13 protein-coding genes are annotated in these 14,194 nt (G+C 58.0%); 4 read left to right on the top strand and 9 right to left on the bottom strand.

Going from position 1 to position 14,194, the window contains the following annotated elements; genetic code table 11:
- Positions 1 to 2: 2 nt before the first annotated feature.
- The 6 genes from ALTERO38_RS21580 to ALTERO38_RS16185 form a co-directional block, all read right to left on the bottom strand.
- Complete coding sequence (locus ALTERO38_RS21580) at positions 3 to 3,974, bottom strand: pilus assembly protein (RefSeq protein WP_256663907.1); 3,972 nt, start codon at positions 3,972 to 3,974, stop codon at positions 3 to 5.
- 1 nt (position 3,975) lies between these two features.
- Positions 3,976 to 4,491, bottom strand: coding sequence for a PilX N-terminal domain-containing pilus assembly protein (locus tag ALTERO38_RS16205; RefSeq protein ID WP_159969013.1), 516 nt, complete (start codon positions 4,489 to 4,491; stop codon positions 3,976 to 3,978).
- Complete coding sequence (locus tag ALTERO38_RS16200; protein WP_159969012.1) at positions 4,488 to 5,600, bottom strand: PilW family protein; 1,113 nt, start codon at positions 5,598 to 5,600, stop codon at positions 4,488 to 4,490. The genes ALTERO38_RS16205 and ALTERO38_RS16200 overlap by 4 nt, the downstream gene beginning before the upstream one ends.
- Complete coding sequence (gene pilV, locus ALTERO38_RS16195) at positions 5,597 to 6,067, bottom strand: type IV pilus modification protein PilV (RefSeq protein ID WP_159969011.1); 471 nt, start codon at positions 6,065 to 6,067, stop codon at positions 5,597 to 5,599. The genes ALTERO38_RS16200 and pilV overlap by 4 nt, the downstream gene beginning before the upstream one ends.
- A complete protein-coding gene (locus ALTERO38_RS16190) occupies positions 6,064 to 6,570 on the bottom strand; it encodes a GspH/FimT family pseudopilin (RefSeq protein ID WP_256663906.1) in 507 nt (168 codons plus the stop codon). The genes pilV and ALTERO38_RS16190 overlap by 4 nt, the downstream gene beginning before the upstream one ends.
- Positions 6,571 to 6,645: 75 nt before the next feature.
- The gene (locus ALTERO38_RS16185) at positions 6,646 to 7,164 is read right to left on the bottom strand and encodes a GspH/FimT family pseudopilin (RefSeq protein WP_159969010.1); all 519 of its coding nucleotides are present in this window, start codon (positions 7,162 to 7,164) and stop codon (positions 6,646 to 6,648) included.
- 152 nt (positions 7,165 to 7,316) lie between these two features.
- On the opposite strand from ALTERO38_RS16185, the gene thiO reads away from it, so the two are divergent.
- The 3 genes from thiO (at position 7,317) to speA (ending at position 11,170) form a co-directional block, all read left to right on the top strand.
- On the top strand, positions 7,317 to 8,411 hold the full coding sequence (gene thiO / locus ALTERO38_RS16180; protein ID WP_159969009.1) for a glycine oxidase ThiO: 1,095 nt from the start codon (positions 7,317 to 7,319) through the stop codon (positions 8,409 to 8,411).
- A gap of 352 nt (positions 8,412 to 8,763) precedes the next feature.
- A complete protein-coding gene (locus tag ALTERO38_RS16175) occupies positions 8,764 to 9,135 on the top strand; it encodes a translation initiation factor Sui1 (protein WP_159969008.1) in 372 nt (123 codons plus the stop codon).
- Between the two features lie 121 nt (positions 9,136 to 9,256).
- Positions 9,257 to 11,170: an arginine decarboxylase gene (gene speA, locus ALTERO38_RS16170; RefSeq protein ID WP_159969007.1), complete on the top strand. Its 1,914-nt coding sequence runs from the start codon at positions 9,257 to 9,259 to the stop codon at positions 11,168 to 11,170.
- Between the two features lie 360 nt (positions 11,171 to 11,530).
- On the opposite strand, the gene ALTERO38_RS16165 is transcribed toward speA, so the two are convergent.
- Positions 11,531 to 11,872, bottom strand: a complete 342-nt coding sequence (locus tag ALTERO38_RS16165; protein WP_128120901.1) for a zinc ribbon domain-containing protein YjdM — start codon at positions 11,870 to 11,872, stop codon at positions 11,531 to 11,533.
- A 151-nt stretch (positions 11,873 to 12,023) separates the two neighbouring features.
- Positions 12,024 to 12,506 carry an acyl-CoA thioesterase gene (locus ALTERO38_RS16160; protein ID WP_159969006.1) on the bottom strand — a complete coding sequence of 161 codons (483 nt, stop codon included), beginning with the start codon at positions 12,504 to 12,506 and terminating at the stop codon, positions 12,024 to 12,026.
- Between the two features lie 354 nt (positions 12,507 to 12,860).
- Here ALTERO38_RS16160 and ALTERO38_RS16155 point away from each other — a divergent pair, with 354 nt between their 5' ends.
- Entirely contained in the window at positions 12,861 to 13,541 is a 681-nt protein-coding gene (locus ALTERO38_RS16155) for a c-type cytochrome (protein WP_159969005.1), read from the top strand.
- A 100-nt stretch (positions 13,542 to 13,641) separates the two neighbouring features.
- On the opposite strand, the gene cynS is transcribed toward ALTERO38_RS16155, so the two are convergent.
- Entirely contained in the window at positions 13,642 to 14,091 is a 450-nt protein-coding gene (cynS, locus tag ALTERO38_RS16150; RefSeq protein ID WP_102837879.1) for a cyanase, read from the bottom strand.
- Positions 14,092 to 14,194: the final 103 nt, after the last annotated feature.

Raw genomic sequence — 14,194 nt, 5'->3', positions numbered from 1 at the left:
AATCAAAGATTTTTCCTCACTTCATGCCAGGACAAGCGATTAGAATCGTTGTTGTTTCCCATAACTTCGATACACACCGGCGTCACGCCATTCGAACCTGTACTAGATGCCGAGCTGGCGTAGCACAAGTAGCGTTTGCCGGTACTTTGATCGTTTAGTCCGATCGTTCCCTTGACCGCGCCTTCGTCGGGGTCGGCTACGCCGCTGACGGGAACCTTCGTTCCATCGCCCAGTTCGATGTAATCGTCTTCATTGATACTGCCGTCGCCGTTGTAGTCAAAATACGAATAGACGAGGCGGCTGCCGGTTGCCAAATCGAGACTCATGATCCAGCTTGTGCCGCCCGCGTCACAAGGGTTTGCGGACGGGATAAGGGTGCTGAATGTGACGCGGTTGCCACCCAGTTGAGCCTGGGAAATGACGCGCTCACCCTTGGCGCCAGTTCCGCCTCTCGCTGTCTTCCACAGCAGGTCTAAGTACCATCCTCCATGGCTATCGGTCATGGCGTTTTCGCTGACCGCTCGGCCATTGAGTTCGGTGCCGGTTACCTCTCTCAGAATTTCCTGTTCCAGCAGCGTGCTTCGCCCGTTGATCTGGACACCGCTATCAACGATGCCGTAGAACGACTGCACCTGCGGTGAGGCAGGGACCTCATTGTCGGTGGTCTGATAGAAGCTGCCAGTACCGAAAACCAGCATGATCTCCCTATCTTTGGTATAGGCCGCGTCTAGTGGTGCGGTGATCGGCTGCGCAACGCCGCTGGCGTCCTTGGCCAAGAACAACGGGGTGATGTTGCCGCCGGATTTCAAGCTGCTTGGGGCGTCCCATCCACTGGCGGACGTGCCAGTTATGTCCAGGCGCCACACTTTGCCCAGCGTGTCGGCTACATAAACGCGATCCGCTACGCGGTCGTTATCGATATCAACCGCCAAAGGCGCACCGAGATCGCCGCTGTTCGGCAGATCAAAGCGCTTGATCACACTGCCGTTCGAAGCATCCAGGAGCCAGACATAACCATTGGTAGTGGTCGTCGGCCGGTCATAACCGCTAGTGACGATTACGCCGAACTTACCGTTGTAGAGTGGAACCAGACTGGGGCGGCCGAGGCTGTAGCCCATCTCCGGGTGTGTAAATTCCCAGAGCACGCTGCTGGCGGACATGCTGTTGGGGTTCGAAACATCCAGCGCAAAAATGCTGCGGCCACCTGCGCCGGACGAACCGACTAAGAGCGTCTTCCACTGACCGCTGACCAGAGCGTCACCGATACGGGGCGTACCGTCCACATAGTAGCGATGCGCATAGGTTGGGTCGGTCAGTTCGTGGAGCTCGTCGATAAGGTCATTCGGAACATAGGCAAACAACTCCTTGCCGCCTGTGCTGCCAAGGCTTGCGTCGAAGCCGTGCAGCATGCCGTCGTTCGCGCCAACTACCACCAGCGGCGGGCGGTTTTGGTAAGAGCTCTGCGAGCGAAAGGTGGTGTATGCACTCTTGATTGCGCTGGTAAAACCGGCGCTTTCGGGCAGTTGGGAGTAACCAAAATTCGGTTTGTAAATGTACTGCGGGTCAGAGTTAGCAATGTCACCGAGCCGGCTGTCCCGCTGCCGGAACGGATTGTTAGGCGCTGCATCGGTGCGCTCATAGCTGCGGTCGCCGCGAATGAAGGCAAGTCGGTCTTGTCCGACTGCTTCTGTCGTCGGAGTTCCGCTGGCTGTAGCCCTCAGGGCGGTCTGCTGTGTTGCTTCCAACTGATCCCACAGGAAGGTCCTGCCCGTCGTTGATACCAGCGCCCCTGTCGTGCTGTCAGCTGTAGGTGGCGTGGAAGTCAGGATGACGCGATCAGCTGTCTGTGCGTTGGTTAGCGCATCCAGCTTCTGTGCCGCTTTCCAAGTAGGGGTTGTGCTCACGGTTCCGGTGCTGGAAACCGCCTTGGCCAGTAGGTCCCCGCTCCACTTGGCGCTGTCGAGCATCGATTGGAATACGACGGTATCGGTTTCCAGCTTGGTTGAATTGGTTGACAGGGCCGCTGTGGTACTACTGACTTCCTTGGAGATGTTAGCGAAGGCTGTTTTCAGACTTTCGACCATTTTGGTTGCATCGCTAGCTACGTAGAAGTTTCGAGGCCGAAGCTCACCAATTTCGGTCTGATCGCCGTCGGTCCACCAGCTGGGTTGGATCTCTTTGGAGGGGGCGTAAGGGTCACCATAGTCCTCAACGTCCTTATCGGTGGGAAACTTGATGCCGCCGTATTTGGCTGCCAGCCAATATTGGTTCTTGGCTCGGCCTTTCAGTACGCCGTTTTCACGAACATCCACCCAGTGGGTGGAGAGCAGTTGCTTGCCGCTGATATCGTCCCGAAGGTCGACGGTATTGGCGTGGTACGCCATCCCAGCGATATAGGCGGAGTTATTACTGCAGCAATCGCCGAATTGGCCTGCAGTCGTTGCTTTTGTATCAACGCCCTCCAGAGTACCAACCACCGTGGTGGCGGTTGCGACATTGAAGTTGGCAGCATCAGCAGCGACTTGGGCTGGTACCGCGGGTTCGAGACTAGTTACTGTCGCGCCAGGCAGGTTGCGATCGGCGTGTGTATTGGTATCGCCAATTCCAAGGATGACGTTTTTCTGGCAGGCGTATTGAATGGGGTCTTCCCAAGACGTTATGACCGGAAATCCATCAAGCCATTTGTCTTTAGTTGTTCCGCCCGGCGAGGGGTTGTGAGCTGGGGTCGGTGTGCTGTAGGCGGTTACATTGCCGAGATTTCGGAAGTAACGGAACGCCGCATAATAGAGTTCGCTAACCGGGTCGTTGCTCTTGTGCTGGTTGGTCGTCAGCTGCCCGAACTTGTTCAGGTAATTGATAACACCGCTATTGCTGACAGTCCGGCCGAATGCTGTTTGAGTCGCTGTAGCATCATCAGGGTTCGGGTTAGTTGCGAGAATACCGGTTGTCTTGCTCCATTCTGTGCGTGCGTTATCCATCTGGCCGGCCACGCCACGTTCTCTTTTAAGTGGGCCTATGTACTTTTGGCCCGCACGCAATACTCCGCCGTCGCGTAGCTGCTTTTCGTCGTTCAGGTAGCCGAATACGCTGTAACGTATATTTTCGTTGTACTGCTGCAGAAGGCCCTCAGGCTTGTAGTTGGTGTCACTGTATTTTTTGCAGTTCGCTTCAAGCAACGAAGGAACACAAACTTTCACCCGGAGTTTGAGGCGGTAAACGGTTTTCAGGGTATTGCTGTTTTGTGGGGTATAGCTCTTTAGCAGGCGATCCCCGTCCCAAGGACTTGTGAGTGTTGGGTCGTACGCGACCTGTTCAGCGAGGGATGCGTTGTCATCGCCAAGCTTGTCATTCCAAGTGGAGAAAAGCATATCAACGCCCAAGCCACTCAGGCGCAAATAGAAGTTTGTCCAGTCACTTTTGGCAGGCGTGGCGCCGACGATTTCGCTTTGAGGGACGTTGGCGCTGGACGTACGGTTGCCGGCGCTACTTTGACCCGTATGCCTTGCTTTTTCCAGAACTGTGAGCCCAACTTCATCACGGTAGCGATACCCACCGGTTAGCGCGCTGCGAAATGGATCGATCGTTGGCGTTCCCGCCCAGTTCAGGAAATTTCCACTCCATTGTTTTGAGCCACCGCACTTTCGCAACGTGGCATATCCGGCTGGTTCAAACCATTCGTTAGTTTTATCGTAGGTGTAGCACTTCGCCGAGTCGAAGTAGCCAAGATAGGTATTGCCAGAACTGTAGTTTCCGGTGTTGGCAATGGATAGCAGTGTCGGCCACTCCACGGAGGGCACGAGTGCAAGGTTGCCAGGGACATTGCTGGCACCTAGTAGCAGGGGAGTCTGCGATACGTCTGCGACGGCCTGATTAGCGCCGAGTGTCCAGCATACTGCAGCCCCCGCCAGCAGCAACGGGCGCCACGTACCGGTAGGTCCATTCCAGGGCATACGGCGATAATTGAGCGGCATCATGTCACTCCTCTACAAAATACAGGGAACGAAGGGTTACCTTCGAGTCCGGGCTGGCGCCGGTGCCGGTTGCTTCAATGCGGACTAGAACGAAGTCGAGAATCAGCGACTCGCCAGCCGCGAGCGAGTCGCCACCAGCGGTGGTTGGGTTGACCATGTTTTGCATGTCGAGCTGACCGGGATGGGGCAAACGGGTGATGGTGTAGGTTGGTGCTTGATAAACGTTGCCATTAAAGCTGGTGAAGGTCACCACGTCTGGCGACTCGTCGTCGACTGGGTACAGGGCGTCGTTGACCAGGTTGTCGTAATCCGTTTTGACTTCCTGTTCGGCAAACCGAAGCGCGGCCTCAGCGGCCTGAAACGCTAAGTTGTGGTCACGCATGTTGCCTGCCATGCGCTCCTGAAGATTAGTGTCACGCATCGCTGCAGCTCCGAGGATGGTGAGCAACAACAGCATGATGAGTGCAACGAGCAGGACAGCCCCTCGTTGACGTGAATGACTGAAGGATCTCTGTTTCATGGCAGACGATTCCGTATGGCCACAGTAGCGGTATATACCTGCGCGACCCGGTTATTCTTGATGGTGACCGTGCCGTCATCTTCATAAAGCGCGTAGTCGTCGTCCCGCTCGATGCCAACAGCTGCGGGATACACGAACGTCTGCGGTTCTTCCAGGACGTGGATTTCTGGGCTGACTGCAAGGATCGAGATACGCGCTGAAACCACCTTGTCCCAATCACCGGTGCCGGTGGCGACCAGATTATTGGTTCCGGCCTTCACATACTGGTCTGCAAGGCGGTCACCGTCTTGGTCCAACCCATAGGTGACCTGCATATCAATAACGCCTTCAACAAGTTCCTCATCGGCAAAGATGACGTTATTGCCGGAGGGCGTTAGTGCTTTGCGAACGAGCGAAGGGAGTCTTCCGACGTTGTCCCGTACGTAATAGGTATGGCTGCGAAATATGTAGGAGGTGAGCTTTTTCTGGTACGACTGGCTCCAGTCGGCCGCGGGGACTTCATTGCCCGGCTCGACGTTCTTGCCAGCTCTCTGAAAAGAGCTGGCATTAGCATTGTTGGCGTTCTGGAAGATATCGCAGCCAGTAGAGTTGCCAAGTAGAACAATCTGACCTGCATATGCGCCGGTCCCTTTTTCATCGTTCACTTTAACTTCCACGCCTAGGCTTGGCGTTTGAGCATTGTTAGTGCCCTGTGGATCAAACTCCTTTCCTTCACCTGCATATTTGACAATGAACGCATCGGTGTCGGCGCGCGTACTATCCGCTGCACCGAATGTGACTGGCTTGCTGTTATCCCAACCTTGGATAGCGGGTGAAGTGCTGAAGGCGTTCTTTTCGTCGGTTGTTTTCGAGCTCAGCTCCAAATGACTGAGAGGGTCACTTAGGCACTCGCCCTTGTAGCCCGCTTGCCTGACGTCGAACGTCATAAAGTCAGTTGCGAAGCGACCCGCTTCCTGAACGCGGGCTACCGCAGTATTGGTGCGGTACATATCTTTGCTGGAGATGAAAACCTGCAAAACGCCACCCAGCAAGATCAGGCTGATCAGCATGGCTACCATCAGCTCGATGAGCGAAAGGCCCGCCTGCCGGTAAAAAGGGACTGGTTTCATAGCTGCGTCCGATAGACAAAGGTTTCACGGTCGTTGTTAGCGGCTTCGTCGATGCGGCCGCGGTTGTCATCCCACTCGATGGATACGGTGAACACTCGATCGTTTCGGACGACGCTGCCCTTGGCATCGCCAGAGAGCAGGCATGAAAGCGAATTCAGCCATTCGGCTACGTCTTTTTTAGCGAGTGTTCCGCTGGGTGCGATGTCTGGATCGCAGGCTTGGTTCTGTAGCGCGATGTCGTAGACACCGTTTAAGGCTTCGGTGCGATTGGCGCGCATCCGGTCGATGATGTCGTAAGCCAGTACAGTTGCCTGAGACCGGTAGTACGCGCTCTGGTTGCTCTTGAGCGCCGTCATCTGCATGCCAGCGAGGCCTAACAGGCCTACGGAAAGGATCAGCATGGCGACAAGCACTTCGATGAGCGTCGCGCCGCGTTGGCGGGCAGATATAAAAACGGGGCTTCTCATTGGCACGTTCCTTTTGTGCTCGTCACTCGTCCTGTCGCGGTCAGTGCAATGGTGTATTGGGGTTTGCCAGTGCAGTTGGAAAACTTCACTGTGAAATCTGTCGCGGTCGTTTTGGTCAGCAGGCCGTTCGGCCGATAAGAGAGCGTTTCAGCCGGCCCGGTGACCGTATTCTGGTTACCTACCGCCTCCCATACGCGGAGCACAGCGCCGCCATTCACTTTCACCAGCCAACCGTTTCCCCAATCGGCCGCATCGGCGCAGGCGTTATCATTGCGGCGGCAGATATCCACTCTCACGCCACGCTTGACTGCCTCGGAGCGAGCGAACTGGAGCGCAGTGGTTAGGTCGTTGGAGATAGTCTGGGTCCGGTTGTTCTGGATGGTGTCTCGGAACGAGGGCGCCGCGATCGCCAACAGGATCGCGAGGATCGCCAGCGTGATCATCAACTCGATCAGCGTGAAAGCTCGGGAATGCTGCATGGTTCTTCTCAGTTTCAGGGTCATCGAATCATCCCGGTTTGCCGTTCGGCTTCCCATCCTGCCCGGACGTTCGGTCGGTTTTCGAGGCCGTGCGGCATGTTAGGTGCAAAGGTCGTCGGCCGTGGGTGGCGCAAGTCTCGTCCGCCCCGTGATGTTGATCACAATCTTCCTCACCGGCATTTCCTGTCGGCACAGGATGAAGGTGCCATTGAGGCTGTGTGTTGTGCCGTCGGGCTTGAATGTCATGTGTCGTTGCTGGCGAAAGTTTCGCCATTTCCAGCTATGGCCCGCTTTGACTGCAGTGGTACGTAGCGTCAGGTCGTCCTCACCAATTGTGCCGTTGGCATCCAGGTCATCGAATATCAGTACCTGGCCGCTCCACATCGCTTGATCGTCGCAGCCGGCCGACCCTGCGCACATGCTGACCGGTCGCCTGGAGGTTATCGCCCTGCTTCTTGCAAAGTTGAGGTCAGCGAGCAGCTGGTTGACCAGCGTGCGTTGGCGGACCGATTCGAGCGTTGAGGAGAATGTCGGGATGGCGATCGCAAGCAGGATAGCCAGTACGGTCAGGGTGATTAGCAGTTCAATAAGCGTGAAGCCTTGATCCTGATTCGGCATGGTGCGGTTCCTTTGCACGTATGATGGCCGCCTTCCTGGCGTTGCCACTTTGCTTCGTCAATCATCCTGACGAAGTGGGCTTTTTAGACCAGTGCGACTGCAAGTCCAAGGATGAAACGCGGAAAATGTGAACCCGAGTGGTGGAGGTTGAGTTGAAGCAACGGACGATTGTGGTGGGCGGCGGCGTTATCGGGTTGCTGTCGGCGTATGGGCTGGCTGCTGCAGGGTGCTCCGTGTCGTTATGCGAGGCATCCGCGACTGGCACCGAAGCATCCTGGGCCGGCGGGGGCATCGTTTCTCCGCTTTATCCGTGGCGTTATGACGCTTCGATCAGTGCGTTGGCGCACTGGTCGCAGGACTTCTATCCGAAGCTTGGCGAGGCCTTGCAGCAGCAGAGCGGGATCGACCCTGAAGTTCACGAGACTGGGCTCTACTGGCTCGACCTGGAAGACGAGGACCAGGCGCTAGCCTGGGCGCACCGACATAATCGACCGCTGCATCGAGTGGCGATGGAGCAGGTGCGCGCTGCGGTGCCATCGCTTAGGGAGGGTTTCTCGAAGGCGGTTTACATGCCGGGTGTCGCCAACGTCCGGAACCCACGTTTGCTGCAGTCGCTGCGTGCAGCTTTGGCGAAGCTGCCCAATGTCACGATCATCGAGCATTGCCCTGTTAGCGGTTTCGTTCGTGAAGGTACGCGTATCGTTGGCGTGCAAACGGCGAAGGGCGAGATGCGTGCCGCGCAGGTTGTCGTCGCGGCGGGCGCCTGGAGTGGGAACCTATTGGCGACGCTGGGGCTGAAGCTGCCGGTCAAGCCCATGAAAGGGCAGATGATTCTGTTCAAGTGCGCTGAGGACTTCCTGCCGAGCATGGTGTTGGCCAAGCGACGCTATGCGATTCCGCGGCGTGATGGCCACATTCTGGTGGGCAGTACTTTGGAGGACGTTGGGTTCGACAAGACGCCGACCGAAGATGCGCTGGAAAGTCTCAAGGCGACCGCTGTCGATTTGCTGCCTGGGCTAGCCGATGCTGAGGTGGTGAAGCATTGGGCGGGTCTGCGTCCTGCTTCGCCGGACGGCATTCCGTATATTGGTCCGGTGCCGGAGCATGATGGGCTTTGGCTCAACTGCGGGCACTTCCGAAACGGACTAGTGCTTGCACCGGCTTCATGTCAGCTGTTGGCCGATCTGATGCTGGATCGGTCGCCGTGCATCGATCCCGAGCCTTACGCCCCTGCTGGTCGGTTGTGATATTGCCCAGGGCTGGTGCGTGCCATGCGTGCCAGCCCTGCAACTAGCTGGTTTCGATGTTCAAGTAAGGGGTTTCGTTGTGCACTCGTCGCATCGAAACCTTTCCCGGTTGTAAATAGTCGCCCGCAGTAGGTGGCGGCTCTCTCACGTCATCTATCACTGGGTGTGAGGCGCTCGTTCTCGCGTCAAATCGCTGGCCTTTCGGGGGCCAGTACCTAACTGCGGTGCTATCCGGCGGTGTTTTTGGCAAAGCGCTGTGCAGCCCTTCGGGTGTGCCGGTTTTGCTGTTAAATTATCCGGCTTTGTGGCGCAGAGCCTTGCCGCGCCGATTTCTACACTCATGAGGTTGCGTGTGGCCAAGAAAACCACATCCCTTTCCGGACTAGGTGGTCTGGTCTTTTCCACCGATGCGGGGCGTCACTGCCCGGATTGCAGTCAACCGCTGGATGCCTGCGTCTGCAAGCAAGCGCTGATACCTGAGGGGGACGGCATCGCGCGCGTGCGCCGGGAGAGCAAAGGTCGCGGCGGCAAGACGGTCACCACGGTAACCGGTGTGCCGCTTGCGGAGGTCGAGCTCAAGGAGTTGGCCAGTGCGCTCAAGCGTCGTTGCGGTACCGGTGGCGCACTCAAGGAAGGCGTGATCGAAATCCAGGGTGACCATGTTCAATTGCTCATCGACGAACTGATCAAGCGCGGATTCAAGGCCAAGAAATCGGGCGGTTGAACGTCCGATCTGACTCAATCAGGCGCGTGCGCTTATTTCCGGGCGCGTCGGCTGTCCAAACCGGATAGCCCCGCTGTCGCGCTAAGCTCGACAGACTCATCCCTATTCTCAGGAGGCCTAGATGCCCGTACGACGCACACGTAAAGATGACGGCAGTCAATGGACCGCAGCGGACAGCCGTAGCGTCTATGGTATTCGCCACTGGGGTGCAGGCTACTTTTCGATCAGTGATGACGGTCATGTCGAAGTGCGCCCACAAGGACCCAATGGCGCGGCCGTCGAATTCACCGGCCTGATCGAGCAGTTGCGCGATGCCGGGCTGACCTTGCCGCTGCTGGTGCGCTTCCCTGACATTTTGCAGGACCGGGTACGTCATTTGACCGGTGCCTTCGATGCCAACATCGAGCGCCTCGAATACCAGAGCAAATACACCGCGCTGTACCCGATCAAGGTCAACCAACAAGAAGCGGTGATCGAGAACATTATCGCTACGCAGAATGTATCGATCGGCCTGGAAGCAGGCTCGAAGCCTGAGCTGATGGCGGTGCTGGCGCTGGCGCCGAAGGGCGGCACCATCGTCTGCAACGGCTACAAGGATCGCGAATTCATTCGCTTGGCGCTGATGGGGCAGAAGCTCGGCCACAACGTCTTCATCGTCATCGAAAAGATGTCCGAAGTGGGCATGGTGATCGAGGAAGCGGCGGAGCTGAAGATCATCCCGCAGGTTGGCTTGCGCGTACGGTTGTCCTCACTGGCTTCGAGCAAGTGGGCCGACACCGGTGGTGAAAAGTCCAAATTCGGTCTGTCCGCTGCGCAGTTGCTGACTGTCATCGAGCGCTTTCGCGCGGCTGGCGTCGATCAGGGCGTGCGCTTGCTGCACTTTCACATGGGCTCGCAGATCGCCAACCTGGCGGACTACCGCGATGGCTTTCGCGAGGCCATTCGTTATTACGCCGAGCTCCGCGCGCTCGGGTTGCCGGTCGACCATATCGATGTGGGCGGCGGCCTCGGCGTCGACTACGACGGCACCCATTCGCGCAATGCCAGTTCGATCAACTACGACATCGATGAGTACGCCGGCACGGTAGTCGGGATGCTCAAGGAGTTCTGCGATCGGCAGGAACTGCCGCACCCGCATATTTTTTCCGAAAGCGGCCGCGCCATGACTGCGCACCACGCAGTGCTGGTGATGCAGGTGACTGACTTCGAGCGCCACAACGATGAAGCGCCGACCATCGAGAACTACGACGAGCTGCCAGAAATCGTCCAGGCACTGGCTGATCTGCTCGGCCCGACCGACCCCGAGATGGTCACCGAAACCTACTGGCGCGCGACGCACTACATGAGCGAGGCGGCAGCACAATATGCCTCTGGCAAGTTGTCACTGGCGCAGAAAGCGTTGGCCGAACAGAGCTACTTCGCCATTTGCCGCCGGCTGTACAACCAGCTCAAGGCGCGTCAGCGGTCGCACCGTGCGGTGCTCGACGAGTTGAATGACAAGCTGGCCGACAAGTACATCTGCAACTTCTCGGTTTTCCAGAGCCTGCCGGACACCTGGGCGATCGACCAGATTCTGCCGATCGTTCCGTTGCAGCGCCTGAGTGAGGAACCGGTGCGCCGCGCCGTGTTGCAAGACCTGACCTGCGACTCCGACGGCAAGATCAAGCATTACGTGGACGAGCAGAGCATCGAGAACAGCATGCCGGTGCATGAGATCCAGGCGGGAGAGGAATACTTCCTCGGGGTGTTCCTGGTAGGGGCCTACCAGGAAATTCTCGGCGACATGCACAACCTGTTTGGCGACACCGATTCGGTCAACGTCTACCAGCGTGAGGATGGCAGCTTCTACCACGCCGGTATCGAGACCCACGACACCATCGAAGACATGCTGCGCTACGTGCACCTCTCGCCCGAGGAGCTGATGACCTACTACCGTGACAAGGTGTCCAGCGCGCGGCTCAGCGCCAAGGAACGCACCCAGTACATCGATGCGTTGCGGCTGGGGTTGACGCGTTCGTCGTATCTCACGCCTTGAAGATGCGTAGACGGATGCCGCCAGTCGTAGAACGCGCAACCCATAACCGCTGACAATGGGTTTACAGTCATCCTGCGTAGGCCGCGACCGGCTTGCTTGAGTCGCGTAGGGTGGGTCGATTTCAGCTCCACCTTAACCGGGCGCGGTGGATCGGTGAGGCCTGATCCACCGTACGATTTCTGATCCAGGACCGTAGGGTGGATGTCGCCTTTTACATCCACCGTGGCTCCGCTCGGTGGATCGATGAGGCGCGATCCACCCTACAGGGCTGCATTCGCCGCGGGGCGCGCCTCCCACCAGAGCGCGCGGTGTGGTTTTTTGCTTATGTGGGAAGGCCGCCCCGGCGCGAAGCTTTTCGCTTCAAACCTTTCTGACGAACTCGGATTTGAGCTTCATCGCACCGATGCCGTCGATCTTGCAGTCGATGTCGTGATCGCCGTCGACCAGACGGATGTTCTTCACCTTGGTGCCCACCTTGACCACCAGCGACGAGCCCTTGACCTTGAGGTCCTTGATGACGGTGATAGTGTCGCCGTCCTGCAGGGTGTTGCCGACCGAATCCTTGATCAGCTTTTCGTCTTCACCGGAAGGCTCTGCAGCGTTGGCCGACCATTCGTGGGCGCACTCCGGACAGACCAGCATCTGGCCATCTTCATAGGTGTATTCGGAATTGCATTGGGGGCAGGCTGGCAAAGCGCTCACGGCGGATCCTCGTTGGCAGTGCGAAAAGCCGCGAATTGTATAGGGTTTTATCGGCTTGCGGGCTGCCTGCCAGGGCGTGGAGGCTTGCGGACTCAACAGAGGTGCCATCCTCGCCACCTGAGTGCCGCCGAAGGATGGCAGCGAGCAGGGCTCAGTAATCGTCCTTGAGTGCGCGATAACGCTCCTCCAGCTCCCGGCGGATCTGCCGGCGCTGCTGGGCTTGGGCGAAGCGACGCTTCTGGTCAGGTGTTTTCGGCGCCAGTGACGGCACAGTGGCAGGGCGACCATCTTCACCTACCGCCACCATTGTGAAGAAGCAGCTATTGGTATGCCGCACGGTTTTCTGCCTGATGTCTTCGGTGATCACCTTGATGCCGATCTCCATCGAAGTGCTGCCGACATAGTTGACCGAGGCGAGAAAGGTCACCAGCTCGCCAACATGCACGGGCTGGCGGAAATTCACCTGATCGACCGACAGCGTTACAACGTACTGACCTGCATAGCGGCTGGCGCAGGCGTAGGCCACTTCGTCCAGGTATTTCAGCAGCGTGCCGCCATGTACGTTGCCCGAAAAGTTGGCCTTGTCCGGAGTCATCAGTACGGTCATGGTCAGTTCGGCATGTCCATCAAGCATGGTGCGCGGCTCGTGCTGGCAAAAAGGGCTGCTACTTTAGTCGAATGCGAGGCGGCTGTGGCCCAGAAATCCGCGTCGTCAGCCGTTTTTTTTGGGGTGGTCAATGTGGCAATAGCGCGCAGGTCGTCGTGGTGTGTCGCCGGCTGTTCATCGTCGACTGCAAGGTCGCTCGGGCCGAGCGCGCTGCACTGCGCGCTGTGCAGCGAATGAATATTGCGAACCGGTGCTCGAGTCTGGCGAGGTGCCGCGTGTGTGTGAGGCTTTATTGACCTGCGCCAGTATCGCGCCTGTTTTTCTCCCTATAGTCCAGTGGCTGCCATACACGCCTCACCACCCATCAGTGCCGGACTAGCCATGCGTTTATTCAGCCTCCTTCTGCTCAGCTGCCTCGTTCCGTTTGCCCACGCCAGCGAAGAGGCGATGGAGCGCTTCAACTATCTGATGGACGATGCGGCACGACGTCAGCAGGCGTATGAGGCCGGTCAGGAACGTGCTCTTTTTTGTGGCTATTGCCATGGCGAAACCGGCAACAGCAAGCGCCCGCACATCCCCAATCTGGCCTCGCAGAATCCTGTCTATCTGTTCCATTCGTTCGAGAAGTTTGCCAAAGGCGAGCGTGTCGATTTCGTGATGTCGAAACTGGCGAAAAGCTTGACCTTGGAGGATCGGGTCAACATAGCCGTCTACTTCAGCCAGCAGAAGGTCGAGCCTGCCGCCGCTGCGCCGGATGCGGCGCTGGTCCAGCGTGGCGAGGCGATGTTTCAGCGCACCTGCACCGCCTGCCACGGCAGCCATGCACAAGGCAAGGAGACCATGCCACGCCTGGCCGGGCAGTCTGATGAGTACATTCGCAAGGCGTTGGGTCGTTTCCGTAGCAATGATCCGAGCCGAGCCGGTTCAGTCATGATAGGCATCGCTGGCAAGCTGTCCGAGGCGGACATAGAGGCGCTGGCCGCTTATCTGACGCAGCTGCAACTGAGCGAGCAGCAGGAGCAGCAGGCCAGCGCGCAGCTGCTCGGAGTGGTTGCACACTAGGGCTGTACGCAACGCCTCCGTTGACAGCTCGCGGTGCCGGACTTGCCGCTCTCCGAGTCGAGAGTCTGGCGCGCCGCTTGCGAGATTTCCTACGCGCCGGTCAGTAGCTCTTGTAGGGCAGGAATTTGCCAGACAAGACGACGTTGACCCGGTCGCCCTTTGGGTCGGGTTGGCGCTGGATGTCCATGGAGAAGTCGATGGCGCTCATGATGCCGTCGCCGAATTCTTCGTGAATCAGTTCCTTGATGGTGCTGCCATACACGTTGACCAGCTCATACCAGCGATAGATAAGCGGGTCGGTGGGCACCGAGGTCGGCAGTGACCCTTTATAGGGCACGATCTGTAGCCAGGCGATGGCTTCATCCGACAGCTCGAACAACTTGCCCAGGGTTTCCGCCTGGGCCTTGTCGAAGGCCATCTGGCCAAGGCAACCAGCCGTGGTCCACTCCTTGGACATGCCAATGGACTCGGCTATCTGGGCCCATTTCAGCTTCTTGCGTACCTTGGCGGACACGATCATCTGGGTCACTTGGCTACGGCAGGAAATCATTGCGCGATCCTCATCGACTTGATTGGGCGAGCCGCATGTTGCGGCTGAGCGCTCAGTTCGATGCAGAGGCTGTGCCAGGCTGAGACAGAGCTGGCTGCGGCCG

It is taken from the genome of Pseudomonas sp. 9Ag (assembly GCF_902506445.1).
Lineage (GTDB): Bacteria > Pseudomonadota > Gammaproteobacteria > Pseudomonadales > Pseudomonadaceae > Stutzerimonas > Stutzerimonas stutzeri_AB.
The sequence above is the reverse complement of the archived record's forward strand: the minus strand, read 5'-3'. Positions and strand labels throughout refer to the sequence as shown.

Coding starts and splice junctions, on each gene's coding strand:
- ALTERO38_RS16205 (WP_159969013.1), bottom strand. CDS start 4,491: ATGAAACAGAGATCCTTCAGTCATTCACGTCAACGAGGGGCTGTCCTG.
- pilV (WP_159969011.1), bottom strand. CDS start 6,067: ATGAGAAGCCCCGTTTTTATATCTGCCCGCCAACGCGGCGCGACGCTC.
- ALTERO38_RS21580 (WP_256663907.1), bottom strand. CDS start 3,974: ATGATGCCGCTCAATTATCGCCGTATGCCCTGGAATGGACCTACCGGT.
- ALTERO38_RS16185 (WP_159969010.1), bottom strand. CDS start 7,164: ATGCCGAATCAGGATCAAGGCTTCACGCTTATTGAACTGCTAATCACC.
- ALTERO38_RS16160 (WP_159969006.1), bottom strand. CDS start 12,506: ATGCTTGATGGACATGCCGAACTGACCATGACCGTACTGATGACTCCG.
- ALTERO38_RS16155 (WP_159969005.1), top strand. CDS start 12,861: ATGCGTTTATTCAGCCTCCTTCTGCTCAGCTGCCTCGTTCCGTTTGCC.
- speA (WP_159969007.1), top strand. CDS start 9,257: ATGCCCGTACGACGCACACGTAAAGATGACGGCAGTCAATGGACCGCA.
- ALTERO38_RS16190 (WP_256663906.1), bottom strand. CDS start 6,570: ATGACCCTGAAACTGAGAAGAACCATGCAGCATTCCCGAGCTTTCACG.
- cynS (WP_102837879.1), bottom strand. CDS start 14,091: ATGATTTCCTGCCGTAGCCAAGTGACCCAGATGATCGTGTCCGCCAAG.
- ALTERO38_RS16200 (WP_159969012.1), bottom strand. CDS start 5,600: ATGAAACCAGTCCCTTTTTACCGGCAGGCGGGCCTTTCGCTCATCGAG.